Here is a 26,047-nt window from a genome sequence, read left to right on the forward strand (position 1 = left end):
AACGGAAATCACCTTCATTTGACTTAGTAGTGTTCACAAAGAGTCCCTTGACCATTTAGTTTTTCAACACTATGAAAACAGTATGATGTTTAAATAATCATACTGTTTTGGAGTTTCTTCCTATCATATTGTTACAATGATTCACGAATAACCTTTTTATAATAGCCAACAGAAAGGATTGCAAAGATAGCATATAAAGTTATATAGCAGCTCATAGCGATCCATAACGGTGCTGTTAACTCTGAACCAAATAAAAACCATCCTGATTTTACTGCAAAATAACTATGAAGTAGCCCAATGATTAATGGAACACCAAAGTTAAAGGCCTGTTTCATATAAATTCCTTTCATAATATCTCTTTCGGCAAAGCCTATTTTTCTTAATATTGTGTAAGACCCACGCTCTTCTTCTGCCTCAGACATTTGCTTAAAGTATAAAATGCTGCCTGTTGTCATTAAAAATGCTAAGCCTAAAAACGCAGTCGTAAAGATAGTTAGCCCTAAATCTTCAATATTCTCTTTGCGTTCGCTCTCAAAAGATGATTGAATATATTGTTTTGATGAACCATCACTATTCAACGCTAAAATAACCCCTGCACCTGTTTGAATATATAGTTTCTCTGCTGTTGTTATGTCTTCCTTTGATTTTAAATTAATTGTAGCTTGTTTATGCCAAAGAAAAGGCTCTGATTGTGCTCCTAGCTTTTCAAACATTTCATCTGTAACGACAAAAATGGGTCCTCCACCGCCAGCTGTTACAATTCCACTTATGATACTTTTATCTTGAACATCTATAACATGAAATGTCTCCTCATGTTTACCAGTCGATACTACAACCTCACGATCCTTTTCTAATGGAAACATCTCTGCCATGTAACCGCCATAGTTTGTTAATATCACACTATTGCCAGACAATTTTGCCTCAGGTACACTTTGCTGATAATCACTTAGCGGGATAGTATATATTGTTCCTTTCATGGTATAAAATGGGCTGTCCTTCTGATCTTTAGACATTAATTGGGCTATAGAAGCTGTTACCGCCTGCAAACGGTAATCTACTTTGTCATAAGAAATATTGCTTTCCTCAAGTTCTTTCAAAAATTCCTGACCATTGTCCTCAAGTAAGATAAAATCTCCAGGTACTCGGCTAAATGCTGACGACTCTGAGGAATAATACCCAATATATGATAGTGTTGTAATTCCAAGAGAAACACCCGTTAAAACTGTAATTAATGTTAAGGATTTTGCGTTACTTTTCATACGATGCATAATGGGTGTTAATGCTAAAACATCGAGAACTGTTAAATGTCCATTTTTCTTTAAACGGATAGAGTTCATTATAAACGCTACAGAGAAGCGGAATACTAAAAATGTCCCGCCTATAGTAGTAGCTAAAATTATCATCATATTAACAAATAAGTTGCCAGGAGTTTCAATATCGAAGAGCTTTGTTGATGCATAGTAGCCATATACAATCAATACAAGCCCTATAAAACCGATCGCCATTTGTAATGGGCTAAAACGTTTGACACGCTCGTCTGCTTGCTTAGCAGCGCTGAATAAAGATAGCAGTGACACACGGTGAATCATCCAAGCCATCTGAACAAGCACAATTACTAAGAGTATAGCGAAGACGATAATAGATTTCTGTAATGCCTCGATACTAAATGTCATCGTGACAAGCGCCTCTTTTTCTAGAACACGTAATAATATCATGGCAAATAATCGAGAACTAAAGAAGCCTGCGAGCATACCTAAAACCACTGCACCAACAAATAATAAAATACTTTCAATTGCTAATAAACGTACAATTAAACCCTTTGTCATACCGATTAGTTGATACAAGCCAATTTCTTTACTACGACGCCTCATAAATAAATGGTTTGCATACAGTACGAAGAATAACACGATAAAATACAATATATATGTTGCTGCTTCAAATCCCGCTGTGGCTGTACCACTCTTATTAACAGTTTCCAGTACATCAGCATTGTTTTGCAAAGTCACAAAGGAAAAATATAAAGTCACACTGAAAATAAGGGCAAAGAAATATAAATAATAGTGCTTCATATTTTTCTTCATGCTACGTAATACAAGCTTACTAAGACTCATAACCGTCACCACCTAGCACACTTTGCGTATGCATGATTTCCTGGAAAAACGCCTGCCTTGTTTTATCACCTTTATATAACTCACTATAAATAAGCCCATCCTTTAAGAATAAAACACGCGTGCAAAAGCTTGCTGCTACTGCATCATGCGTAACCATCATAATTGTAGCCTTTTTCGCCTCATTAATACTTTGTAGATTTTTTAAAAGTGCTGTGGCTGATTTGGAGTCAAGTGCACCAGTAGGCTCGTCTGCAAATACTAGCGATGGATTTGTAATTAGCGCACGAGCTGCAGATGTACGTTGTTTTTGCCCACCTGATATTTCATTGGGATATTTATTTAGAATCTCAGCAATCCCCAATAAATGTGTAAGCTCTTTTACACGACTGTCTGCAACAGCCTTTGGTAGCTTGCCAATAGCTAACGGTAATAGTATATTTTCTTTTACCGTTAATGTATCTAATAAATTATAATCCTGAAATATAAAACCTAATTGCTCACGACGGAAATTAGCTAGTGCCTTTTCCTTCATTCCTCGTAAGTTTTGACCATTTATTTCAATAACACCTTCTGTTGCAAAATCAATAGAGCACAGAACGTTTAATAATGTTGTTTTTCCAGAACCTGATGAACCCATAATCCCAACAAATTCTCCTTGATTAACCTCTAAATCTATACCCTTCAAAACCTCTTGAGCTGTTGATTTTTTACCATAGACCTTCTTTACTTTACGACCAATTAAAACTGCCACTTATAAACGCCCCTTTCTATAGTTCAAGTGTACCCTGTCTTCTTTGCTTATTCGTGCGTTTTACATGACAATATAAAAAGGTAGGTGACAATTTTGTCATCTACCTGTTAGTTTGATATATTCATTTTGTAATGGAAAACGCAAGGTAAATATGGAGCCTTCCCCTACATTGGATTGAACCGTAATACGAATCCCAATCTTCTGTGCGACATTATGTGCTAAGTATAAACCCATACCTGTTGACTGACTAGATTCCCTTCCAGCTGTCCCTGTATATGACTTCTGGAAAATTCGGGGTAAATCCTCTTTACGAATGCCAATACCATTATCCTTAATATGTAATAGTGTTGCTCCGTTTGGGTCTACCTCTGTAAATATGAATATTTCTGAGTTAGTGGGACTATATTTAATCGCATTAGACAAAATTTGTCGAACGATAAAGGCTAGCCATTTACCGTCTGTCATCACTGTATCTGTTAACTCTTCAACATCAAAACCGATACCCTTTTCAATGCACCATGCCTGCATAGCTTTTATTTCATTATAGACAGCAGCTCGTAGCTCCATTTCTAACATATAATTATCTTTTTCAATGGAAGATAATCGTGTCTGGTGAAGCTGCTGATCAACCAATAAATGTAGCCTTAGCCACTCTGCCTCTAATTTACGACGTAATGACAAATCTTCTATATGATCCAGCATTAAATTAATAGTCGTTAACGGGGCTTTTACTTCATGAACCCATGCGAGAAGCTCATCAGTATACTCTTGTAATTGAACTTTTGCTTGATTTAGCTCTGCATTTTTATCATAAAAAATATCTTCTATTTTCGTAAAGTAAGCTGTTTGAAAAGGGGAAAGCACCAGGCTTCTGCTATGTGCATCATCGAGTTGACTATCTACATTTCCCAGGAAATCATTAAGTTGCTTTATCTCGACTACATATCTCCAAAAAAGAAACATTATAAAACTAACAAGCAAAATCACATTTACATACCAAATAGATACCCCTACTAGACCAACGTCTAATGAAAATAAAATGTTGAGTACAGCAATCATAAATAGAAAGTAACTTATCCATGCTAAGCGTTCTCTTATAAATAATAATGGCATCTTCATCACGTCCCTTGTATGACGGCAATATAACCAAGTCCCTTTTTGGTTAAAATAACATCCTGTAAACCTATATCCTCAAGCTTAGAACGTAAACGATTAACATTCACTGACAAAGTGTTATCATTAACAAAGCGCTCATCATCCCATAACTTTCTCATCAAATCATCTCTAGAAACAATTTGGTTTGTTTTTTCCACTAAAATACGTAAAATAAAGAGTTCGTTTTTAGTTAAGGAGGCAATGTTTCCATTATACATAATCTCACTTCTAGCATAGTCAATAACCGCACCATTGAATCGTGTAACATCCAAAGATTCTTCTATATAATCATACGTACGACGTAAAATAGCCTGAACCTTAGCTAGCAATACTTCCATGTGGAAAGGTTTTTGCACAAAATCATCAGCACCCATTTGCATTGACATAACCATATCCATCGGATGGTCTCGTGATGATAGAAAGAGGATTGGCACCTTTGATATATGACGAATTTCACGACACCAATGAAAACCATCATAGGCTGGTAATTGAATATCAATTATGACTAGATGCGGCTTTTCCTCAATAAAATCATCCATCACCTTTTGAAAATTTTTAGGTCCAACCACCTGTAACGACCACTGCGTAAATCTTGTCTGAATCATTTCAAAAATTGATGGATCATCCTCTATCAATAATATCTTCAACTCCATTTTAAAGCACTCCTTTTTAACAAGTAGGATATCTTGCTTTTAACGTTGCAAGCCCGAAAATATCAGTTAATTTAACTTAAATAAGTTATCATAATGCAGTCTGTTATTAACCACACTAAATGCACATAAAACAATTTAATTTAAATGTAAATTGTATATTTGTTAGCTATATTAATTTTAACATAAAAAACCAATCTGTAAGCGTCCCTACAGATTGGTTTAGAAAAATTAGCTTAAGCTAAAATTATTTTTGGATAGTAGCTACTACGCCAGCGCCTACAGTACGGCCACCCTCACGGATAGAGAATTTAGTACCTTCTTCAAGAGCGATTGGAGCAATAAGTTCTACTGTCATTTCAATGTTATCACCAGGCATTACCATTTCAACGCCTTCTGGTAAGTTACAGATACCTGTTACGTCAGTTGTACGGAAGTAGAACTGAGGACGGTAGTTAGAGAAGAATGGAGTATGACGGCCACCCTCTTCTTTTGATAAAACGTAAACTTCAGCTTTGAAGTTAGTGTGTGGAGTGATTGAGCCTGGTTTAGCTAATACTTGACCACGTTGGATTTCTTCACGAGCTACACCACGAAGTAATGCACCGATGTTGTCACCAGCTTCAGCGTAGTCTAATAATTTACGGAACATTTCTACACCAGTTACAGTTGTAGATTTTGCTTCTTCAGTAATACCAACGATTTCGATTACATCGCCGACTTTAACTTGACCACGTTCAACACGGCCAGTTGCTACTGTACCACGACCAGTGATAGAGAATACATCCTCTACTGGCATCATGAATGGTTTGTCAGTTTGACGTTCTGGAGTTGGGATATAAGAATCTACAGCGTCCATTAATTCAACGATTTTTTCTTCCCATTCTGCTTCGCCTTCAAGAGCTTTAAGAGCAGAACCTTTAATTACAGGGATATCATCGCCTGGGAAGTCATATTCAGATAGTAGGTCACGGATTTCCATTTCTACTAATTCTAATAATTCTTCGTCGTCAACCATATCACATTTGTTCATGAATACTACTAAGTATGGAACACCAACTTGACGAGATAAAAGGATGTGTTCACGAGTTTGTGGCATTGGACCATCAGCAGCAGATACTACTAAGATACCACCGTCCATTTGTGCAGCACCAGTGATCATGTTTTTAACATAGTCAGCGTGTCCTGGGCAGTCAACGTGTGCATAGTGACGAGATTCTGTTTCGTATTCTACGTGAGAAGTATTGATTGTGATACCACGTTCTTTTTCTTCTGGTGCGTTATCGATGTCAGCGTAAGATTTAGCTGTACCACCCATTTTTTTAGAAAGAACTGTAGCAATTGCAGCAGTTAAAGTAGTTTTACCATGGTCAACGTGTCCGATTGTACCAATGTTAGCATGCGTTTTTGAACGGTCAAATTTTTCTTTAGCCATTAGAGATTGCCTCCTCAAAATTATATGTTTTATTTTTGGAATTTATAGAATGAATGCTGATAGAGAACGGGCCCATCCCCTATCCTGCAATCATAGCTTACAAATTAGTTATACTTTATGCAAGATGAAAATTCAATTATTCACCTTTATTTTTTTTGATGATTTCAGCAGCGATTGATTTTGGTACTTCTTCATAATGATCAAATGTCATTGAGAATACACCACGACCTTGCGTTGCAGAACGAAGAGTCGTTGCATAACCAAACATTTCCGCTAAAGGAACCATTGCACGAACAACTTGTGAGTTACCGCGAGCATCCATACCCTCAACGCGTCCACGACGAGAAGTAATGTTACCCATGATATCACCAAGATATTCTTCTGGAATTACAACTTCAACTTTCATCATTGGTTCTAAGATAACAGCGTCACATTGTTTCGCAGCTTCTTTAAGTGCCATAGATGCAGCAATTTTGAACGCCATCTCATTCGAGTCAACGTCATGGTAAGAACCGAATACTAATTTCGCCTTAATGTCGATTAGTGGGTATCCAGCAACTACACCGCGGTCAAGAGAGTCACGAAGACCAGCTTCTACTGCAGGAATGTATTCACGAGGTACTACACCACCAACGATAGCGTTTTCGAATTCAAAGCCTTTACCTTCTTCATTTGGAGAGAACTCAATCGTTACGTCTCCGTATTGTCCACGACCACCAGATTGGCGAGTGAATTTACCTTGAACTTTTGCAGAGCCACGGAATGTTTCACGGTAAGATACCATTGGAGCACCTACGTTAGCTTCTACTTTAAATTCACGGCGCATACGGTCAACTAAGATATCAAGGTGAAGCTCACCCATACCTGAGATGATTGTTTGTCCAGTTTCTGTGTCAGTGTGAGCACGGAAAGTTGGATCCTCTTCTTGAAGTTTAGCTAAAGCTTGACCCATTTTATCTTGGTCAGCTTTTGATTTTGGTTCTACAGAAAGAGAAATTACTGGCTCAGGGAATTCCATTGATTCAAGAATAACTAGGTTTTTCTCGTCACATAGAGTGTCACCAGTAGTAGTATCTTTAAGACCTACTGCTGCTGCGATGTCCCCAGCGAATACTTTAGAAATCTCTTCACGAGAGTTAGCGTGCATTTGTAGGATACGACCAACACGTTCACGTTTACCTTTAGAAGAGTTTTGTACGTATGAACCTGAATCTAATGTTCCAGAGTACACACGGAAGAATGTTAATTTACCTACGAATGGGTCAGTCATAACTTTGAATGCAAGAGCTGAGAATGGCTCTTCATCAGAAGATTTACGTTCTAACTCTTCGTCACCATCAACTGTAGTACCTTTGATTGCTGGTACATCAACTGGAGATGGTAAGTAATCGATAACTGCATTTAACATTGGGCGTACGCCTTTGTGTTTGAATGCTGTACCACAGATTACTGGGTAGAATTCTACTGCGATTGTAGCACGACGAATAGCCGCCTTTAGCTCAGCAACAGTAATTTCTTCGCCTTCTAAATATTTTTCCATGATTTCTTCATCAACACTTGCAACGGCGTCGATTAATTTTTCACGGTATTCTTCAGCTTGTTCACGGTATTCTGCAGGAATTTCTCCTTCAGTTACTGCTGTACCCTTCTCATCACCGTAGAAAGTAGCTTTCATTTCAACTAAGTCAATGATAGCAGAGAACTGATCTTCAGCTCCGATAGGTAATTGGACAGGGTGAGCATTTGCTTGTAATCGCTCATGTAGAGTTCCTACAGAGTATAAGAAATCTGCTCCTGTTTTATCCATTTTGTTAATGAATACAATACGTGGAACACCATATGTTGTAGCTTGACGCCATACAGTTTCAGTTTGAGGCTCAACACCTGATTGAGCATCAAGTACTGTTACAGCACCGTCAAGTACGCGTAATGAACGTTCTACTTCTACAGTGAAGTCTACGTGTCCAGGAGTATCGATGATGTTTACACGGTGACCTGCCCATTGTGCTGTTGTTGCAGCAGAAGTGATTGTAATACCACGTTCTTGCTCTTGCTCCATCCAGTCCATTTGAGAAGCGCCTTCATGTGTTTCACCGATTTTGTGAATCTTACCAGTGTAATAAAGGATACGCTCAGTTGTTGTTGTTTTACCAGCATCAATGTGAGCCATGATCCCAATATTACGAGTATTCTCAAGTGAGAATTCGCGTTTCATAGGAAATTTCTCCTTCCATATTGGGGTAAAGATTGTATAAAAGACCTTGTGTTAGCCAATTAGCTAACACATAGGTTAAATTACCAACGGTAGTGAGCGAATGCTTTGTTCGCTTCTGCCATTTTGTGCATATCTTCACGTTTCTTAACTGATGCACCAGTGTTGTTTGAAGCATCTAGAATTTCGTTAGCTAAACGCTCTTCCATAGTTTTTTCACCACGAAGACGAGAATAGTTAACTAGGTAACGAAGACCTAAAGTTGTACGACGTTCTGGACGTACTTCAACTGGTACTTGGTAGTTAGAACCACCAACACGGCGAGCGCGTACTTCAAGAACTGGCATTACGTTATTTAGAGCAGCTTCGAATACTTCAATTGGATTTTCACCAGAACGTTCTTTAACAATCTCGAACGCACCGTATAAAATCTTTTGAGAAGTACCTCTTTTACCATCAACCATCATTTTATTGATTAAACGAGTTACTAGTTTTGAACTATAAATTGGATCTGGTAACACGTCACGTTTGGAAACAGGACCTTTACGAGGCATGTGTTTTCCTCCTTTCGAATAGTTATCGATTTATTTTTATAAAGTTGACCTTGTCGTATTTGTCAGTCAATATCAAATCTGCTAGCAAGATTTGATATTTGTGACAACTAGTATGAGGCTCATTTATGAAATAACGTTAATTAAACGTTAAATTATTTTTTCTCTTTAGGGCGTTTTGTTCCGTATTTAGAACGTGATTGTAAACGACCGTTTACACCAGCTGTATCAAGAGCTCCACGTACGATATGGTAACGAACACCCGCTAAGTCTTTTACGCGTCCGCCACGGATAAGAACAACACTGTGCTCTTGTAAGTTGTGGCCTTCACCTGGGATATAAGCTGTAACCTCAATTTGGTTAGTTAAACGTACACGAGCGTATTTACGTAACGCTGAGTTTGGTTTACGAGGTGTCATTGTACCAACACGAGTACAAACACCGCGTTTTTGTGGAGACTTAACATCAGTTAAAGATTTTTTAAATGAGTTATATCCTTTGTTTAACGCTGGTGATTTTGATTTCGTGCTTTTAGATTGACGAGGCTTACGTACTAATTGGTTAATTGTAGGCATCGGTATTTCCTCCCTTCATTTATTCCTTGTTAATACCACACATCCAGGTGGTTCATTTTTTGGGTAAAAACAAAGTCTTTGTGTTTTATACACAAAAACTACTCTACAGCAATAGCAACAACCGCTGCTCCAACGTGGATTCCACAGGCCTTGCCCAGTTCCTTTTTGGACTCAACAAGAATAACTGGCACACCGATTTCTCTCGCGAAAGTAATGGCCAAATCGGTTACCCAATTGTCTGCATCAAGTGCCACAAAAAGTTCTTTCACTGAACCATCGCGCATTGCTTTTACTGCTTGCTTTGTACCTATGATTGTTTTACTAGCCCTTACTTTATCATAAGACATTTGCATATCCTCCGAAGTACAGACAGTTAACTATCAACCTTCAATATATTATCATTACCAATTACCACTGTCAACTAATATCTTTAAAAAGTCCGAAGAGATGGGTTTTTACCATCTCTCCGGAGCTCATTTTAATAGTTATTCAGCAGAAATAGTTTCTTCTAAATCAAGCTCATCTTTTTCAATGCGGATTTGACGGTAACGTTGCATACCAGTACCTGCAGGAACAAGTTTACCGATAATTACGTTCTCTTTTAATCCTAGAAGTTCGTCACGTTTACCTTTAATTGCAGCATCTGTTAAGACACGAGTTGTTTCTTGGAATGATGCGGCAGATAAGAACGATTCTGTTTCAAGTGAAGCTTTTGTAATACCAAGAATTACAGGACGGCAAGTTGCAGGGTTTTTGCCGTTTATAACAGCATCTGCATTTGCCTCTGAGAATTGGTGGATATCTAGTAATGAACCAGGTAATAATTCTGTATCACCAGCTTCAATTACACGCACTTTACGAAGCATTTGACGTACCATTACTTCGATATGTTTATCTCCAATTTCTACCCCTTGCATACGGTATACTTTTTGTACTTCTTTTAACAGATACTCTTGAACTGTTGAAACGTCTTTAACTTTTAGTAATTGTTTTGGATCGATAGAACCTTCTGTCAATACCTGACCACGTTCTACAAAGTCGCCTTCTTGTACTTTCAGACGCGCATTGTAAGGTGCTGGGTATTTACGTGTTTCTACATCACCTTCAATTGTAATTTCTTTTAGACCTTCACGGATTTCAGTGATGTCTGAAACAGTACCTGCGATATCAGAAATAACTGATTGACCTTTAGGATTACGTGCTTCAAAGATCTCTTGGATACGCGGAAGACCTTGTGTAATATCATCCCCGGCAACCCCACCTGTATGGAATGTACGCATTGTTAACTGTGTACCTGGTTCACCGATTGATTGAGCAGCAATGATACCAACTGCTTCTCCAACTTCAACCTCTTCACCTGTTGCTAAGTTCATGCCGTAACATTTTTTACATACGCCATGTTTTGTATTACATGTAAATGCAGAACGAATTGTTACTTCTTCAATACCTAACTCAGTAATAATACGAGCGATATCTTGATCGATTAATCCGTCTTTTGCTAAAATCACTTCGCCTGTTTCTGGATGATAGATTGTTTTCTTCGTATGACGACCAACAATACGTTCGTCTAACGCTTCAATTAACTCTGTACCTTCCATTAACGCGCCGATTGTTAAACCGCGGTCAGTTCCACAATCATCTTCACGAACGATAACATCCTGTGCTACGTCTACTAGACGACGAGTTAAGTAACCTGAATCGGCAGTTTTTAGGGCTGTATCGGCAAGACCTTTACGGGCACCATGTGTAGAGATGAAGTATTCCAATACCGTTAAACCTTCACGGAATGAAGATTTGATTGGAAGTTCAATGATACGACCAGCCGGATTGGCCATCAGACCACGCATACCTGCTAATTGTGTAAAGTTAGAGGCATTACCACGGGCACCTGAATCAGACATCATGAAGATTGGGTTTGTTTTCTCAAGTGATTTCATTAGTTTTGATTGGATTTCATCTTTCGCAGCACTCCAACTAGAGATAACGCGGTCATAACGTTCTTCCTCTGTGATGAAACCACGACGGAATTGTGCTTGCACTTTATCTACTTTGTCTTGTGCTATTGCTAAAATATCGCCTTTATCTGGTAATACAACAATGTCAGAAACACCAACTGTAATACCAGCGCGTGTTGAATATTTGAATCCTAGGTTTTTCATGCGGTCAAGCATTTTAGATGTTTCTGTAATGTGGAAACGTTTAAATACTTCGGCAATGATATTTCCTAAGAATTTTTTACGGAACGGGTTCACAACTGGTACTGAAGCAAAGTATTTGCGTAGTACAGCTATACGTTGTGCATTAACTTTGCCCTTTTCATCAAGTGCATTATAAGTCGCATCAGCCTCAAGCTCTTTTAACGTTTCTTCGTCAATTGTTAAGTTAACAAAGAATTTGTCTGGTGTTTCTTGCTCTAAGTTGAAGTCAGTTGGCTCATTAATATACGGGAATGATTTAGGCAAGATTTCGTTAAAGATTACTTTCCCAACAGTTGTTAATAAGAATTTATTATTTTGTTCTTCTGTAAATCTTGGGTTGCTTAACGAACTTGCTTTAATAGCAATACGAGTATGCAAGTGAACATGACCTGTATCATATGCAATTAACACTTCGTTTGGACCATAGAAAACAGAGCCTTCCCCTCGAGCACCTTCACGCTCAAGTGTTAAGTAATAGTTTCCTAATACCATATCTTGAGAAGGTGTTACAACTGGTTTACCGTCTTTCGGGTTAAGGATATTTTGTGCAGCAAGCATTAATAGACGAGCTTCTGCTTGTGCTTCAGCTGATAATGGTACGTGAACCGCCATTTGGTCACCATCGAAGTCAGCGTTGTAAGCTGTACATACCAATGGATGAAGACGAATAGCACGACCTTCAACTAATGTTGGTTCGAACGCTTGAATACCAAGACGGTGAAGTGTAGGTGCACGATTCAGTAACACTGGATGCTCACGAATTACATCTTCTAAAACGTCCCATACGTCGTTGTTTAAACGTTCGATTTTACGTTTAGCAGATTTAATATTATGAGCAAGACCACGTTCAACTAATTCTTTCATAACAAACGGCTTGAATAACTCAATAGCCATTTCTTTTGGTAGACCACATTGGTACATTTTTAAGTTTGGACCTACGACGATAACGGAACGACCAGAGTAGTCAACACGTTTTCCTAGTAAGTTTTGACGGAAACGGCCCTGTTTACCTTTCAGCATATGTGAAAGTGATTTTAATGGACGATTACCTGGACCTGTTACAGGACGACCACGACGACCGTTATCAATTAATGCATCAACAGCTTCTTGTAACATACGTTTTTCATTTTGAACGATAATGCTTGGAGCACCAAGGTCTAGTAAACGTTTTAAACGGTTGTTACGGTTGATTACACGACGATATAAATCGTTTAAGTCAGAAGTAGCGAAACGACCACCATCTAATTGCACCATTGGACGAAGCTCTGGTGGAATAACAGGTAGTACATCTAAAATCATCCATTCAGGTGAGTTACCTGAGTTACGGAAAGATTCAACAACTTCTAGACGTTTGATGGCACGTGTACGACGTTGACCTTGTGCAGATTTCAGCTCTTCTTTTAAAGATTGGGTTTCATCCTCAAGATCAATTTTGCCCAATAATTTCTTGATTGCTTCCGCACCCATAGATGCTTCGAATGTGTTACCGAATTTTTCACGATATGCACGATACTCTTTTTCAGAAAGTAGTTGTTTGCTTTCTAAGTTTGTTGCACCTGGCTCAATAACAACATAGGATGCAAAGTAAATTACCTCTTCTAATGCACGTGGGGACATATCTAAAATAAGACCCATACGGCTAGGAATACCTTTGAAGTACCAGATATGAGAAACTGGTGCTGCTAATTCGATGTGGCCCATACGTTCACGACGTACTTTAGCACGTGTTACCTCAACACCACAACGATCACAAACTACGCCTTTATAGCGTACACGTTTGTACTTACCACAATGACATTCCCAGTCCTTTGTTGGACCGAAAATACGCTCACAGAATAAACCATCTTTTTCTGGTTTTAATGTACGATAGTTAATTGTTTCTGGTTTTTTTACTTCACCGTATGACCAAGAGCGAATCTTGTCAGGAGAAGCTAAACCAATTTTCATATATTCAAATTCATTAACGTCTATCAAGGAGCCTACCTCCCTCTAGTATAGGTCTTTATAAAGACTCTTTTACGCAGCTCGACAATCGTTTGCAAAAAATGTACTTCTTTGACAAAAGATTAAAATAGTTATTCATTAAAAAAGAAAAAGTCGGACAGGGCATTAAATCCTGCCCGACTAATTTGAAATTAATTATTCAAATGACTCTACTGGCTCTTCTTCTTTATCTACATTTGGTGCAATGTTAAGAGCATCAGCTGGCTGAAGATCTTCTTCTTCGTCTAAATCACGAAGCTCTACTTCTTCATCATTGATTGTTAACATTTTTACATCCATACCTAGAGATTGAAGTTCTTTAATCAATACTTTGAATGATTCAGGAACGCCTGGCTCTGGTACACTTTCACCCTTAACGATGGCTTCGTATGTTTTCACACGGCCAACAACATCATCGGATTTAACTGTTAAGATTTCTTGAAGTGTATAAGCAGCACCGTATGCTTCAAGTGCCCATACCTCCATCTCACCAAAGCGTTGTCCACCGAACTGTGCTTTACCACCAAGCGGTTGTTGGGTTACAAGTGAATAAGGCCCTGTTGAACGTGCGTGAAGTTTATCATCAACCATGTGAGCAAGTTTAATCATATACATGATACCTACTGATACACGGTTATCGAACGGTTCACCTGAACGTCCATCATACAGGATTGTTTTACCATCACGGTTCATGCCAGCCTCTTCCATTGTTTCCCAAACATCTTCCTCGTTGGCACCATCGAATACTGGTGTTGCCATATGAACGCCTAGGTAACGGGAAGCCATACCTAAGTGTAGTTCTAAAACTTGTCCGATATTCATACGAGATGGTACACCAAGTGGATTTAACATAATATCGACAGGCGTTCCATCTGGCATGAATGGCATATCTTCTTCTGGTAAGATACGAGAGATAACCCCTTTATTACCGTGACGTCCGGCCATTTTATCCCCAACACGTATTTTACGTTTTTGAACAATGTAAGCACGAACTAATTGGTTAACACCTGGTGGTAATTCATCGCCATCTTCACGATTAAATACCTTCACGTCAAGAATAATACCGCCTGCACCATGTGGTACACGTAACGAAGTATCACGAACTTCACGCGCTTTTTCACCGAAGATCGCATGTAATAAGCGTTCTTCTGCTGTTAATTCTGTAACCCCTTTAGGCGTTACTTTCCCAACAAGAATATCACCATCACGAACCTCAGCACCGATGCGGATGATTCCACGTTCGTCTAAATTACGAAGTGCATCTTCCCCAACGTTTGGAATATCACGTGTGATTTCTTCAGGTCCTAATTTTGTATCTCGAGACTCTGACTCATATTCTTCAATATGAACAGATGTATAAACATCGTCTTTTACAAGGCGTTCGCTCATAATAACAGCATCCTCATAGTTAAAGCCATTCCATGTCATGAACGCAACAAGTACGTTACGACCAAGAGCAAGTTCGCCTTTTTCCATAGAAGGACCATCTGCTAAAATATCACGAGGCTTCACACGTTCGCCAACTTTAACAAGTGGACGTTGGTTGTATGAAGTACCTTGGTTTGAACGAATGAATTTTTGTAATTTATATTTTGTTAAATCGCCTTTAACCTCTTTACCTTCAACGACTTCAATTCGGCGAACATGGATAGAGCGAGCTTCGACATGCTCAACGATACCGTCATATTTCGCCACGACAGCCGCACCTGAGTCACGCGCATCAACATGTTCCATACCAGTACCAACGAATGGTGCTTCTGGGTTAAGTAGAGGAACCGCTTGACGTTGCATGTTGGCACCCATAAGTGCACGGTTAGAGTCATCGTTTTCTAAGAACGGGATACATGCAGTCGCAGCCGAAACTACTTGTTTTGGTGAAACGTCCATGTAGTCCATTTGCGCTTTATTGAATACTGTATTATCCCCACGGAAACGGCCTACTACTTCATCATTCGCAAATGTACCATCAGGATTTAATGGTGAGTTTGCTTGTGCTACATAGTAGTTGTCTTCTTCGTCAGCTGTTAAGTAATCAATTTGATCTGTTACTTTACCTGTTTCATGATCAATACGACGATAAGGTGTTTCAATGAATCCAAATTTATTAACTTTGGCAAATGAAGATAATGAGTTAATTAAACCAATGTTTGGACCCTCTGGCGTTTCAATTGGACACATACGCCCATAGTGAGAATAGTGAACGTCACGCACTTCGAAACCTGCGCGCTCACGTGTTAAACCACCAGGCCCTAATGCTGAAAGACGGCGTTTATGTGTTAACTCTGCCAATGGGTTTGTTTGGTCCATGAATTGTGATAATTGAGAGCTACCGAAGAACTCTTTAATTGACGCAATTACTGGACGAATATTAATTAATTGCTGTGGCACAATAGCAGCTGTATCGTTAATGGACATACGCTCTCGTACTACACGCTCCATACGAGATAAACCGATTCGGAATTGATTTTGTAATAACTCCCCAACCGAGCGCAGACGACGATTGCCTAAGTGGTCAATATCATCTGTAGCCCCTACATGGTACAGTAAGTTAAAGAAGTAACTTACAGAAGCTAATACATCAGCAGGCGTGATATTTTTCACTTCCTCATCAATATACGCATTACCAATAATATTGATTTCTTTTTGTGCTTCATCTTTAGGTGCATAAATTTTAATAGATTGGATTGTTACATCATCTTCAAGCACTCCACCAACTTGTGATAAAGCACGGTAACCAATACCTTTAGATGAATCCTCAAGGAAAGGTAAGATTTTATCTAACGTACGACGATCAAGAACTGTACCCTTCTCTACTAAAATTTCGCCTGTTTCTGGGTCTACAAGCGTTTCAGCAATCGTTTGGTTAAATAAACGATTTTTAATATGAAGCTTTTTATTCATTTTATAGCGACCAACATTCGCTAAATCATAGCGTTTTGCATCAAAGAAGCGAGAGAATAATAAGCTCTTCGCACTTTCAACTGTTGGTGGCTCACCTGGACGTAAACGTTCATAGATTTCTAAAAGCGCTTTTTCAGTACTTTCAGAGTTATCCTTTTCTAACGTATTACGTAAATACTCGTTGTCACCAATAATATCGATAATTTCTTGGTCTGAACCAAACCCTAATGCACGAAGTAACACTGTTACTGGTAGCTTACGAGTACGATCGATACGTACATACACTACATCCTTTGCATCAGTTTCATATTCTAACCACGCACCGCGGTTTGGAATAACTGTAGCTCCAAAACCTTTTTTACCGTTTTTATCAGTTTTATCATGGAAATACACACTCGGTGATCGGACTAATTGTGAAACGATTACACGTTCAGCACCATTGATAATGAACGTACCTGTTTCAGTCATTAATGGGAAATCACCCATGAATACATCTTGTTCTTTCACTTCGTCTGTTTCTTTGTTATAAAGACGTACTTTCACACGTAATGGAGCTGCGTAAGTAACATCTCGCTCTTTACACTCATCGACTTCATACTTAGGATCTCCTAATGAATAATCAATGAATTCTAATGAAAGATTGCCTGTAAAGTCCTCGATCGGCGAAATGTCACGGAACATTTCACGTAAACCTTCTTCAAGGAACCACTCGTAAGACGCCGTTTGAATCTCAATCAGATTTGGAAGCTCAAGCACCTCTTTAATACGCGCAAAGCTTCTACGCTGGCGGTGTTGTCCATACTGAACTAGTTGACCTGTCAACTCATTCACCCCTCAATAAAGCGATATTAGGTCTTTGCAAAATCATACAAATAGTGTATGATTTCGAAAGACAAAAAGAAAACGAGTCTTCAAAAAGATCTCATTTTCGGTTAACTAAACTTATCTTGGCAAGTATACCCATATTAAAACAATCATATACAAAAAGGGCACACGACCTCAAAATAATATTTTTGCATTGTATCATATTATCATAGCCAATTTGTCAAGTCAATATTTTATACATATTTCATTTATTTTTTTGCACATACTATCCAGTACCCTTTTTTCTTCTCCACAACATCGACTTCAGAAAACTTTTCTTCTAAGTAACTTACTGTTGATGGCGCACCTTGTTTTTTCTGAATTACTACCCACAGCTCACCAGATGACACTAACTTATCGTAAGCTCCATCGTAAAAACGGAAAATGGTTTCTTTTCCTGCGCGAATTGGAGGATTGGTTAAAATAGCTGCGGCTTTTACATCCTTGTCAACCATCGATAGTCCGTCACTCACAAATATCCGTACATTTTGAACACCGTTTACTTGCGCATTTTTTTGCGAGAGTGCAACTGCACGCTCGTTTATATCCATCATAAAAACAGTACGATCTGGATTTGCTTTGGCAATCGATAAACCGATTGGTCCATACCCACACCCCACATCAAAAATTGCACCATCAATATCAGGCATTTGAAAAGCATCTATTAACACACGGGATCCAAAATCTACTTCGCTTTTACTAAAAACACCTGCATCCGTCTCAAAGGAAAACGAATGTCCCAATAATTTGAATGTCCAGTGACGAGGTTTACTTTCAGCTTGAGGCTTATTTGTATAATAGTGATCTGCCATTTTCACGCCTCCTCAGAATGAAGAAAAAAGCTCGCCAAAATGACGAGCTTTCCTTTTGTTAAAAAGTAACGCGAGATTACTTAACTTCTACAGAAGCGCCAACTTCTTCAAGTTTAGCCTTGATTTCATCAGCTTCATTTTTAGAGATGCCTTCTTTAAGAGCTTTAGGAGCGTTATCAACTACTTCTTTAGCTTCTTTAAGACCTAAACCAGTGATTTCACGAACCACTTTGATTACTTTGATTTTTTCTGCACCAGCAGATGCTAATACTACATCAAATTCTGTTTTTTCTTCAGCAGCGCCAGCAGCACCACCAGCAACTACAGCTACAGGAGCTGCAGCTGTTACACCGAATTCTTCTTCGATAGCTTTTACTAAATCGTTTAATTCAAGAACTGTCATAGCTTTGATAGCTTCTAAGATTTGCTCTTTATTCATTATAATTTCCTCCTAAATTGGATAGTATTTGTTTTTGCGGTTTAAGCCGCAGAAGTTATGATGCGTTTAAAATTATGCACCTTGTTCTTCTTTTTGTTCTGCAACAGCTTTTGTTGCAAGTGCGAAGTTACGCACTGGAGCTTGAAGTACAGATAAAAGCATTGAAAGAAGACCTTCGCGTGATGGAAGTTCTGCAAGTGCTTTAACATCTTCAACTGAAGAAACAGTACCTTCGATAATACCTGCTTTAATTTCTAAAGCGTCATTTTTCTTTGCGAACTCGTTGATGATTTTAGCAGGAGCTATTACATCTTCATTTGAGAACGCAATTGCGTTAGGACCAACTAATACGTCGTTGATTCCTTCAAGACCAGCAGCTTCAGTAGCACGACGAGTTAATGTATTTTTGTATACTTTGAACTCAACGCCAGCTTCACGAAGTTGTTTACGAAGCTCTGTCACTTGTGCAACATTAAGACCACGGTAATCCACAACTACTACAGAAGCAGCGTTTTGGAATTTTTCAGTAATCTCTTGAACTTGTACTTGTTTGTTTTCGATTGCTTTGCTCATTATGACACCTCCTATAAGAATGGGTCATTTATACCGACAAAAGAAAAGCCTCTGGGTCAAAATAGACACAGAGGCTGAAAGTCATCATCTTTAAATAAGAATCCGAATTCCGATGTCCTCGGTAGGAACATTAAGTGACAAGTCACTCCTACTGTCTACGGTACAAATGGATGATTCACAACAGCAAACATCATATCATAGATACAAGTTCACTGTCAATATATTTATATGAAAAGTTAGATTGATTATTTTACCACTACGTTAGAAGCATCGATTTTAACAGCTGGACCCATTGTAGTTGTAACGTTTACAGATTTCATGTAAGTACCTTTAGCAGCTGCAGGCTTTGCTTTTTGTACTACATCAAATACAGTTAAGAAGTTTTCTACTAATTTTTCTGCTGCAAAAGAAACTTTACCAATAGGAGCGTGGATGATACCAGCTTTATCAGCACGGTATTCTACTTTACCAGCTTTAATTTCTTCGATTGCTTTTGTTACATCAAAAGTAACTGTACCAGTTTTAGGGTTTGGCATTAAGCCTTTTGGTCCTAAAACGCGACCAAGTTTACCAACTTCACCCATCATGTCAGGTGTTGCTACGATTACATCGAAATCAAACCAACCTTGTTGGATCTTTTGGATGTACTCTGCATCGCCTACATAATCTGCACCAGCTGCTTCAGCTTCTTTAAGTTTTTCGCCTTTAGCAAATACTAATACGCGTTGAGTTTTACCAGTACCGTTTGGTAGTACTACAGCACCACGGATTTGTTGGTCGTTTTTACGAGTATCAATACCTAGACGGAAAGCAACTTCTACAGTAGCGTCGAAGTTTACTGTGCTAGTTTTTTGAGCAAGTTCAATTGCCTCTTGTGCGCTGTAAAGTGTGTTACGATCGATTAATTTTGCTGCATCTTGCAGTTTTTTACCTTTTTTAGCCATTATATAATTCCTCCTTGATTGTGGTTGTAGCGGATTTTACCTCCCACGAATAAAGGTTGCGCGTTCACAAAGAAACTTCGCAACCTTCCAAAAAACAAAACATCAAGTAACAGGGATTAGTCTTCGATAACAATTCCCATGCTTCGTGCAGTACCTTCAACCATTAACATAGCAGCTTCTACTGAAGCAGCGTTAAGGTCTGGCATTTTAGTTTCAGCGATTTCGCGAACTTTATCACGTTTAACCGTTGCCACTTTTTTACGGTTTGGTTCACCAGATCCAGATTGGATACCAGCCGCTACTTTAAGTAGAACTGCTGCAGGTGGAGTTTTTGTAATGAAAGTGAAAGAACGGTCTTCGAATACTGAAATTTCAACTGGAATAATAAGACCAGCTTGATCAGCCGTACGCGCATTGAATTCTTTACAGAATCCCATGATATTCACACCTGCTTGACCTAATGCAGGACCAACCGGTGGAGCTGGATTTGCTTTACCAGCAGGGATTTGAAGTTTTACAACTTTAATAACTTTTTTAGCCACGAGACACACCTCCTTAAGTCCGTGATGTGGTAATTGGGTTGCCCCTCCCACTCAATATCTGTCTGTCAGCTAAGTGCCGATAACATTAAAATTATCATTGCAGACGCCAAAACAAAGTATGACAGTCTGACCTATGAAATGATACCACTTTTAATTTTTTTAAGCAAGTAGTAATTTACAAAATCTGCGAAACTTACATCTAAGTATTTTACAATGAGGTTTCTCACATTAGATTTTCTTTATTTGTTCAAAACTTAGCTCCATAATTGTTTCACGACCAAACATATCAACAGTCACTTTCACTTTTCCTTTTTCGGTGTCAATTTCTTCAACACGTCCTTGGAAGTGTGCAAAAGGCCCTTCCAATACTTCGACAGCCTCTCCCACCGAAATATCTACTTCAACAACTTTGTCAGACATACCCATTTGTTGTAGCAGACGATCCGCTTCTTCCGGTAATAAAGGTGTTGGTTTTGCACCACCGCCCGACGAACCGATAAAGCCCGTTACACCTGGTGTATTACGTACAACATACCAAGAGTCATCCGTCATGATTAGTTCTACTAATACATATCCCGGAAAGACTTTACGCATCATTGTACGTTTTTTTCCATCCTTCATTTCTGTTTCCTCATGTTCAGGCACGATTACACGGAAAATCTTATCTTGCATCCCCATTGTTTCAACACGTTTTTCTAGGTTTGCTTTTACACGATTTTCATACCCTGAATACGTATGAACAACATACCAATTTTTCTCCATAACTACTAGGACTTCTCGTCCGTCCCTCCCTTACAAATAAAAGTGAAAATGAATCGCAAAATGCTAAAGCACCCATCACTCTTTTCACAAACTACTCATTTAGAAAAACATAGCTTTCGCTAATAGCTAGCGAAAGCCTGATGATATATACCGAAACTAGCATAGTCATCTATAGCTACGCTCATACTCTCACTCGTAGCCTACTTAATCATAATGAGAATATTTTACTGCTGTTTACTTCATAAAACAAACGAAAAAACCCGTTATTGCATTGGACGGGCTATTTCAGAAGTATTAACATGCTATTTACTAAATTATAAATCTAAGTACCAGCGGAATAATGATGAAATACCTAGGTCTACTAACACAAAAAATAAAGCCATAATTACAACAGTTGAAATTACAACGACTGTATATTTCGTCAGTTCTTTACTTTTTGGCCAGCTTGTTTTGCGCATTTCCGACATTACATTGCTCAAAAAGTCTTTAATTTTGCCCATTCTAGCCTAACCTCCGAATCAATCATATCTGTCTATTTACAAGTTACTTTATAGCGTCTGTTTATGCACTGTATGTTCATTGCAATGCGAGCAAAATTTCTTTAATTCGAGGCGTACAGTTGAGCCTTCTTTAGCTGGAAACGTGTAATTTCTCGACCCGCATTTTCCACAATTTAACACGACTTTTTTTGCCATATAATCACCTTTTCGGCACTTTGTCTTTTAAAGACTACCACCTAAAATTGCCCATGTCAACAAAGGTATGCAATCGTTAGGACATTTCCTCGAGGACTAAATGCCTCTCTAATTTACGCTTTACTCTTTGCAGTGCATTGTCAATGGACTTCACATGGCGATTTAATTTAGCAGAAATCTCATGATAAGATTGTCCATCTAAGTATAAAGCTAGTACTTGTAATTCTAGTTCACTTAGAATCTCACTCATCTTTTCTTCTAAATAGCCAAACTCTTCTCTATGAATCATCAATTCTTCTGGATCATCCATAATAGCGCCTGTTAGCACATCCATTAACGTGCGATCTGATTCTTCATCAAAAATCGGCTTGTCCAAGGATACATAAGAATTAAGTGGAATATGCTTTTGTCTAGTTGCAGTTTTAATTGCTGTAATAATTTGCCTTGTAATACACAGCTCAGCAAATGCTCTAAAAGAAGCCAGCTTATCTCCTTTAAAATCTCGTATCGCTTTATACAAGCCAATCATACCTTCTTGCACAATGTCTTCCTTATCTGCTCCAATTAAAAAATAGGATCTTGCCTTCGCTCTTACTAATAAACGGTATTTTGTAATTAAATAATCTAACGCATCTGTATTACCTTGATGCACCATTTCAATAAGTTCTTCATCATTGAATCGTTCAAAATCTTGTGTCACTTGTACAATGCTATTTTTAAACATGGTATCACCTCAGCCACAACAGATAATTAGGAACAGTATAACGGAATTGGAAAATATGCGTCAATCAATCATTTCAAACCACGTCGCCATTTTTCAAAGGCTAATGCAACATCTGGCTTTAATTCTATGCGAGAAGGCGGTTTGGTATCTTGTTTCCGCTTTACATCATGTGAAATTTTTTGTTGGATAATGCCCATATCAATTTCGAGCTCTCTTGCGGATTTTCGTAAAGCACCATTACCAAAAATAACGCTTTGCTCCGCCATATCAGAAGTTGCTACATAGATTTGAACATTTCTAGCCTTTAATTCATGTGTCATTTTTTCAATACGTTCATCTGCTGTTTCGTTTTTCCGTGTATAAATGACTTCCACATCATTTTCTATATAAGATTGCTCCACACCTGGTACAAGATGTGCATCAAAAACGATAATGACACGCCATCCCATTGCTGCCTTATACTCGGCCATCAATTCACTCAATCTTCTACGCGCATCTGCAAAATTTGCATCACGTAAAGGCCGCAGCTCTTTCCAAGCCCCAATCATATTATAGCCGTCAACAAGCAAAATGTTTTTCATGCCTACTCAATCGCTTCTTGACGTTTACGATACACTTCGTACATTAAGAGTGCAGCAGCTACTGATGCATTTAGTGATGTGACATGCCCAACCATGGGCAGATGGTACAAAAAGTCACATTTCTCTTTTAGCAGGCGACCCATTCCCTTGCCTTCACTACCAATAATAATCGCAAGCGGTAATGTAGCATCCATTTTTCGATAGTCTGCAGAACCCTTTGCATCTGTACCAGCTATCCATACACCTCGTTCTTTAAGTTCATCGACTGTCTGAGCAAGGTTATTCACACGTACTACAGGTACATGCTCAATAGCTCCTGTCGAAGCCTTTGCCACCACTGCCGTTAAGCTTACTGAACGACGCTTTGGTATTATAATCCCATGTGCTCCTATCGCATCCGCAGTTCGCATAATAGAACCTAGATTATGGGGGTCCTCCAGCTCATCTAATATTAAAAAAAATGGATCCTCCTGTTTATTTACTGCTGCAGCAAATAAATCCTCTAGCTCTGCATATTTATATGCTGCAACGGAGGCAACAATTCCTTGGTGATTAGCATCTGATAATTGATCAACCTTTTTTTTCGGGACAAATTGAACAATGACACCACGTTCTCGTGCTAAATCAAGTAATTCATTTACGCCTGATTTTTTCACACCTTCTGCAATCCATACTTTATTCATATCACGGCCTGAACGAAGTGCTTCTAACACTGGGTTTTTACCGGCAATTATTTCACCATTTTGCTCTGCCATTATTTCGACACTCCTTTCGATTCCTCGATTATTTGAATAGCGTATGCAATGATTTCATAAACGCGTTCTAGTTCATTTAACAAATACAAACTTCCAAGCACTGCCTCAAAACCTGAGCTATTACGATAAGTTTGAACATCTGTATTTTTTGGCACAGAGCCGGATTTGGCATTGCGTCCGCGACGGAACACAGCCAATTCCTCCTCTGTTAAAAAGCTTTCCTCTATCATCCGATGAACAATCATAGATTGCGCTTTTGCTGACACATAATGTGTGGCTTCTTTATGAAGCGTGTTTGGTTTGACACGACCAGCGCGTAGTAAATGCTCACGAACCTTTTGTTCTAAAACGGCATCTCCCATATAGGCTAACGCTAGCGCATTCAATTGTTTAACATCTTTGTTACGGAGTTTATCCAAGTTACTTACCCTCGTTTCCATCTAGTTCCTTGTCGCGTATCTTCTAAAATGATACCTTGTGCTTGCAAATGGTCACGAATTTCATCTGAACGGGCAAAATCACGGTTTTTACGTGCCTCTACACGCTCTTGTAAAAGGGCTTCAATTTCTTCATCTAACAGCTCTTCTTCTTTAGCAAACTCAATACCTAAGACGTCACCTAGCGCCTCAAAAGTTTCCATAAAATGCGATAATACTTTTTCATTAGTGTTTGTTTCATTTAAATAAATATTAGCAATACGGGCTAATTCAAACAATACAGAAATACCATTGGCTGTATTAAAATCATCATCCATTGCTTCTTCAAAATGAGCTTTTTGTTCCTCAATTTTTTCAAGCCATTGTTCTGAATGATCACCTAAGCTAGCAGTAGTTGTTAATCGATGCTTGATATTGTTGTAAGCAGTTAGGATTCGTTCTAATCCAGTTGCAGCAGCATCCACTAAATCTTTTGAAAAGTTAATCGGGTGACGATAGTGCACAGAAAGCATAAAGAATCTTAAAATTTGTGGGTTAATTTGTTTGCGGATATCATTGACAAGTATAAAATTCCCTAGAGATTTGGACATCTTTTCATTGTCAATATTAATATACCCATTGTGCATCCAATAACGCGCAAATGTTTTATCATTATGAGCTTCAGATTGAGCAATTTCATTTTCATGATGTGGGAATGTTAAATCTTGGCCACCAGCATGAATATCAATTGTATCTCCCAGATGCTCTCTAGCCATTACAGAGCACTCTATATGCCAGCCAGGACGACCTTTTCCCCATGGACTCTCCCAGTAAATTTCACCTGGTTTAACAGCTTTCCATAAAGCAAAATCTAATGCATCGTCTTTCTTCTCACCAGCTTCAATACGAGCACCGATTTTTAAATCATCAACTGATTGATGGGACAATTTACCGTACCCATTAAATTTACGCGTTCGATAGTACACATCACCAGCAGACTCATAAGCATAACCCTTATCCATTAACACTTGAATGAATTCAATGATATCATCCATATGCTCTGTAACGCGTGGATGCACGTCAGCTTTTTTACAGCCTAAAGCTATAACATCTTCAAAATATGCGTTAATAAAGCGCTCTGTTAATTCATGAACTTCTTCACCTAGCTCGTTAGCAGCCTTTATAATTTTGTCATCTACATCTGTGAAATTTGATACAAATTTCACATCATACCCTTTGTACTGAAAATATCGGCGTACTGTATCATAGACAATTACAGGTCGTGAATTCCCAATATGAATATAGTTATAAACCGTGGGACCACAAACGTACATTTTCACTTTGCCTTCTTCTAGCGGTACGAAAGGTTCTTTTTGTCGTGTTAATGAGTTAAAGATTTGTATACTCATCGTGTTTCT

The 26,047-nt window shown here is 38.5% G+C and carries 24 protein-coding genes and 1 other annotated feature; all 24 genes read right to left on the reverse strand.

The window, feature by feature from the left end; translation table 11 throughout:
- Nucleotides 1-131: 131 nt before the first annotated feature.
- The 24 genes from AC3WOM_RS10250 to cysS all read right to left on the reverse strand — a co-directional run bounded on the left by AC3WOM_RS10250 (nucleotide 132) and on the right by cysS (nucleotide 26,038).
- Nucleotides 132-2,111 carry an FtsX-like permease family protein gene (locus tag AC3WOM_RS10250; protein ID WP_492446593.1) on the reverse strand — a complete coding sequence of 660 codons (1,980 nt, stop codon included), beginning with the start codon at nucleotides 2,109-2,111 and terminating at the stop codon, nucleotides 132-134.
- Nucleotides 2,101-2,862, reverse strand: a complete 762-nt coding sequence (locus tag AC3WOM_RS10255) for an ABC transporter ATP-binding protein (RefSeq protein WP_492446595.1) — start codon at nucleotides 2,860-2,862, stop codon at nucleotides 2,101-2,103. Before AC3WOM_RS10255 ends, AC3WOM_RS10250 begins: the two co-directional genes overlap by 11 nt.
- Before the next feature lie 96 nt (nucleotides 2,863-2,958).
- A complete protein-coding gene (locus AC3WOM_RS10260) occupies nucleotides 2,959-3,975 on the reverse strand; it encodes a sensor histidine kinase (RefSeq protein ID WP_492446597.1) in 1,017 nt (338 codons plus the stop codon).
- A gap of 5 nt (nucleotides 3,976-3,980) precedes the next feature.
- Nucleotides 3,981-4,670, reverse strand: coding sequence for a response regulator transcription factor (locus tag AC3WOM_RS10265; RefSeq protein ID WP_427546273.1), 690 nt, complete (start codon nucleotides 4,668-4,670; stop codon nucleotides 3,981-3,983).
- Between the two features lie 244 nt (nucleotides 4,671-4,914).
- Nucleotides 4,915-6,102: an elongation factor Tu gene (gene tuf, locus AC3WOM_RS10270; RefSeq protein ID WP_219361369.1), complete on the reverse strand. Its 1,188-nt coding sequence runs from the start codon at nucleotides 6,100-6,102 to the stop codon at nucleotides 4,915-4,917.
- 136 nt (nucleotides 6,103-6,238) lie between these two features.
- Nucleotides 6,239-8,317: an elongation factor G gene (gene fusA / locus AC3WOM_RS10275; RefSeq protein ID WP_427546271.1), complete on the reverse strand. Its 2,079-nt coding sequence runs from the start codon at nucleotides 8,315-8,317 to the stop codon at nucleotides 6,239-6,241.
- An 80-nt stretch (nucleotides 8,318-8,397) separates the two neighbouring features.
- Complete coding sequence (gene rpsG / locus AC3WOM_RS10280) at nucleotides 8,398-8,868, reverse strand: 30S ribosomal protein S7 (RefSeq protein WP_010860612.1); 471 nt, start codon at nucleotides 8,866-8,868, stop codon at nucleotides 8,398-8,400.
- Between the two features lie 152 nt (nucleotides 8,869-9,020).
- Nucleotides 9,021-9,440 (reverse strand): 30S ribosomal protein S12, encoded by a 420-nt coding sequence (rpsL, locus tag AC3WOM_RS10285; RefSeq protein ID WP_008181595.1) that lies wholly within the window; start codon nucleotides 9,438-9,440, stop codon nucleotides 9,021-9,023.
- Between the two features lie 98 nt (nucleotides 9,441-9,538).
- Nucleotides 9,539-9,787, reverse strand: coding sequence for a ribosomal L7Ae/L30e/S12e/Gadd45 family protein (locus tag AC3WOM_RS10290; protein WP_427546269.1), 249 nt, complete (start codon nucleotides 9,785-9,787; stop codon nucleotides 9,539-9,541).
- 138 nt (nucleotides 9,788-9,925) lie between these two features.
- Nucleotides 9,926-13,612 (reverse strand): DNA-directed RNA polymerase subunit beta', encoded by a 3,687-nt coding sequence (gene rpoC / locus AC3WOM_RS10295; RefSeq protein WP_492446601.1) that lies wholly within the window; start codon nucleotides 13,610-13,612, stop codon nucleotides 9,926-9,928.
- 165 nt (nucleotides 13,613-13,777) lie between these two features.
- Entirely contained in the window at nucleotides 13,778-17,353 is a 3,576-nt protein-coding gene (rpoB, locus tag AC3WOM_RS10300; protein WP_492446603.1) for a DNA-directed RNA polymerase subunit beta, read from the reverse strand.
- A 242-nt stretch (nucleotides 17,354-17,595) separates the two neighbouring features.
- Nucleotides 17,596-18,198 carry a class I SAM-dependent methyltransferase gene (locus AC3WOM_RS10305; protein ID WP_427546263.1) on the reverse strand — a complete coding sequence of 201 codons (603 nt, stop codon included), beginning with the start codon at nucleotides 18,196-18,198 and terminating at the stop codon, nucleotides 17,596-17,598.
- A gap of 76 nt (nucleotides 18,199-18,274) precedes the next feature.
- Nucleotides 18,275-18,637, reverse strand: a complete 363-nt coding sequence (gene rplL / locus AC3WOM_RS10310; RefSeq protein ID WP_427546261.1) for a 50S ribosomal protein L7/L12 — start codon at nucleotides 18,635-18,637, stop codon at nucleotides 18,275-18,277.
- Nucleotides 18,638-18,709: 72 nt separating this feature from the next.
- Complete coding sequence (gene rplJ / locus AC3WOM_RS10315; RefSeq protein WP_427546259.1) at nucleotides 18,710-19,210, reverse strand: 50S ribosomal protein L10; 501 nt, start codon at nucleotides 19,208-19,210, stop codon at nucleotides 18,710-18,712.
- A gap of 32 nt (nucleotides 19,211-19,242) precedes the next feature.
- Nucleotides 19,243-19,389, reverse strand: a sequence feature (ribosomal protein L10 leader region).
- A gap of 66 nt (nucleotides 19,390-19,455) precedes the next feature.
- The gene (rplA, locus tag AC3WOM_RS10320) at nucleotides 19,456-20,154 is read right to left on the reverse strand and encodes a 50S ribosomal protein L1 (protein ID WP_492446606.1); all 699 of its coding nucleotides are present in this window, start codon (nucleotides 20,152-20,154) and stop codon (nucleotides 19,456-19,458) included.
- Between the two features lie 116 nt (nucleotides 20,155-20,270).
- Nucleotides 20,271-20,696, reverse strand: a complete 426-nt coding sequence (gene rplK, locus AC3WOM_RS10325) for a 50S ribosomal protein L11 (RefSeq protein WP_004233593.1) — start codon at nucleotides 20,694-20,696, stop codon at nucleotides 20,271-20,273.
- Between the two features lie 228 nt (nucleotides 20,697-20,924).
- On the reverse strand, nucleotides 20,925-21,458 hold the full coding sequence (gene nusG, locus AC3WOM_RS10330) for a transcription termination/antitermination protein NusG (RefSeq protein WP_492446608.1): 534 nt from the start codon (nucleotides 21,456-21,458) through the stop codon (nucleotides 20,925-20,927).
- Nucleotides 21,459-21,772: 314 nt separating this feature from the next.
- Nucleotides 21,773-21,958, reverse strand: coding sequence for a preprotein translocase subunit SecE (gene secE, locus AC3WOM_RS10335; RefSeq protein WP_427546253.1), 186 nt, complete (start codon nucleotides 21,956-21,958; stop codon nucleotides 21,773-21,775).
- 48 nt (nucleotides 21,959-22,006) lie between these two features.
- Entirely contained in the window at nucleotides 22,007-22,153 is a 147-nt protein-coding gene (gene rpmG / locus AC3WOM_RS10340; protein ID WP_492446609.1) for a 50S ribosomal protein L33, read from the reverse strand.
- A gap of 76 nt (nucleotides 22,154-22,229) precedes the next feature.
- Nucleotides 22,230-22,877, reverse strand: coding sequence for an RNA polymerase sporulation sigma factor SigH (sigH, locus tag AC3WOM_RS10345; protein ID WP_286925554.1), 648 nt, complete (start codon nucleotides 22,875-22,877; stop codon nucleotides 22,230-22,232).
- Between the two features lie 68 nt (nucleotides 22,878-22,945).
- The gene (locus tag AC3WOM_RS10350; protein ID WP_427546249.1) at nucleotides 22,946-23,458 is read right to left on the reverse strand and encodes an NYN domain-containing protein; all 513 of its coding nucleotides are present in this window, start codon (nucleotides 23,456-23,458) and stop codon (nucleotides 22,946-22,948) included.
- A 2-nt stretch (nucleotides 23,459-23,460) separates the two neighbouring features.
- A complete protein-coding gene (gene rlmB / locus AC3WOM_RS10355) occupies nucleotides 23,461-24,213 on the reverse strand; it encodes a 23S rRNA (guanosine(2251)-2'-O)-methyltransferase RlmB (protein ID WP_427546247.1) in 753 nt (250 codons plus the stop codon).
- The gene (locus AC3WOM_RS10360) at nucleotides 24,213-24,653 is read right to left on the reverse strand and encodes a Mini-ribonuclease 3 (protein WP_427546245.1); all 441 of its coding nucleotides are present in this window, start codon (nucleotides 24,651-24,653) and stop codon (nucleotides 24,213-24,215) included. Before AC3WOM_RS10360 ends, rlmB begins: the two co-directional genes overlap by 1 nt.
- Entirely contained in the window at nucleotides 24,638-26,038 is a 1,401-nt protein-coding gene (cysS, locus tag AC3WOM_RS10365; RefSeq protein ID WP_492446612.1) for a cysteine--tRNA ligase, read from the reverse strand. Before cysS ends, AC3WOM_RS10360 begins: the two co-directional genes overlap by 16 nt.
- Nucleotides 26,039-26,047 lie beyond the last annotated feature (9 nt).

Source organism: Lysinibacillus sp. FW301-JW8 (genome assembly GCF_058788755.1).